The organism is Vaccinium witches'-broom phytoplasma str. VAC (assembly GCF_000309405.1).
GTDB lineage: Bacteria > Bacillota_I > Bacilli_A > Acholeplasmatales > Acholeplasmataceae > Phytoplasma.
In genome coordinates this window covers 1-1,644 of the sequence record NZ_AKIN01000081.1, presented here as the reverse complement: position 1 = coordinate 1,644, position 1,644 = coordinate 1, and the positions used below count along the sequence as shown (strand labels likewise).

The 1,644-nt window shown below is 27.5% G+C and carries 4 protein-coding genes; all 4 read left to right on the top strand.

Annotation, left to right across the window (positions count from 1 at the left end; genetic code table 11):
• Positions 1-272 (top strand): hypothetical protein (locus RI68_RS03900; protein ID WP_038104538.1); only part of this gene is annotated, 272 nt, incomplete at its 5' end.
• An 18-nt stretch (positions 273-290) separates the two neighbouring features.
• Complete coding sequence (locus tag RI68_RS01985) at positions 291-599, top strand: hypothetical protein (protein ID WP_017193580.1); 309 nt, start codon at positions 291-293, stop codon at positions 597-599.
• A gap of 4 nt (positions 600-603) precedes the next feature.
• Positions 604-1,236, top strand: a complete 633-nt coding sequence (locus RI68_RS01980) for a lambda-exonuclease family protein (protein ID WP_017193579.1) — start codon at positions 604-606, stop codon at positions 1,234-1,236.
• A gap of 39 nt (positions 1,237-1,275) precedes the next feature.
• The gene (locus RI68_RS01975; RefSeq protein WP_017193578.1) at positions 1,276-1,617 is read left to right on the top strand and encodes an HU family DNA-binding protein; all 342 of its coding nucleotides are present in this window, start codon (positions 1,276-1,278) and stop codon (positions 1,615-1,617) included.
• Positions 1,618-1,644: the final 27 nt, after the last annotated feature.

Below are 1,644 nucleotides of genomic sequence, written 5' to 3'. Positions count from 1 at the left end.
AAACTAATTATAATATTACGGAAAAAACATTATTTTTAAAGGAAACAGATATTGCCAAAATAAAAACGACTATGAAAGAATTAAATAAAGCCCTTTTTAATTTAGAATTTGACGATACTTTGGAACAAAAATATTTTTTTAATAAGCAAACAAAAAAATTATACATTAACCCTGCTAAAATAAATGTTTCTTCTTTCTATGAGCAAAATAAGCATAAAAATAGTCCTGCTTGGTTAGATAAATGGAAAACAGAATTCAACTTTAAAAATTAAAAGGAGTTTATAACACCAATGAAAATTCAAGAAATTAAAATTAATAAAAAAACAGAAATAATAGCTTTTTTAAAACAAGAAGGTTTATTAGTTCATGATGAACAAGTTTATATAGACAAAATGGAATTATTTTTAAATAATACCAATTTTTGTCTACATTCTAATAAAAATCTAGAAGGGCTTTTTTTACAACAACCTAAAACAGATGTTTTAGAAAATTTTATTGTTGATAACTCTCTAGAAAGTTTTTTGAACTATATTGAAATCAGAAAACCCAAAAAAATTTATCTTTTTATAAAAAAACCAAAAATAGGTAAAGGATTTTGAGAAGATGAAAAAAAATATTTTTGCTATCCCCGCTATTAAAGTAGCATTAAATCAAAATAGTTATGAATGGTTTCGACATCGTAAAAAATTTATCAATGCTTCCGAAGTAGGAACAATAATGGGTCTCAATCCTTATGAAACCAAAGAGGATTTGCTTTTTAAAAAAGTATTTGGGAGCGATTTTATTACTAATGAAGCAGTGGAACACGGCAAAATAACCGAACCAAAAGCAAGAAATTTTTATTGTTTTTGTCATGGGTTAAAATATGTTCCCGCTGTTTTTACCAGAGGTTTAATGTCCGCCTCTTTAGATGGTTATAACGAAGAAACAAAAACTTTGTTAGAAATCAAATGCCCTTTAAATCCTGATGGTCCTAGTTGGCAAGTTTTTTTTAAAACAAAAGAAATACCTCCATATTATTGGGCCCAAATACAAGCTCAACTTTATTGTAGCGGTTTAGAAAAAGGTTATTTTTTTGTTTTCGTGAATGACAAACTTTTCCGAACCCAAGAAGTTTTTTTAGATAAAAGTTTTATAGCGAAAATGTTCATGGAAGCAGAAGCTTTTCAACAAGAATTAGATAAAAGTAGAAAGATGGTCGATTTAGCTCGTCTGGCTGAAAATAAAAAAAATTAACATCAATAATAAATTAAAAAAGAAAGAGGAATCAAAAAAATGGCTAAAAAAAACAAAAAAAAGAACATGACTGAGAATAATGGCGCCACATGTTTTAAAAAAGAATTAATCAAACAAATCGCTGCAACAACTCAAAACACTGTTAAAGCAACAGAGGAATTTTATAATGCTTTCGAAAAAAATTTATTTCAAGCTATAACTACTTATGAAAAAGTAAACTTATCGCCTTATATTGGTAAATTTGTTTTAAAAACTCGTGCAGCCTACATAGGAAGAAATCCTAAAACAGGCAAAAAACTTAAAATACCCGCGAAAACAGTAGTTAGTTTTAAAATTGCTTCGGTTTTAAAGCAAGAAGTGGCTGATCTAGAAATCGTTTAACCAAAATTGTTCTTACCCATAAAGAAG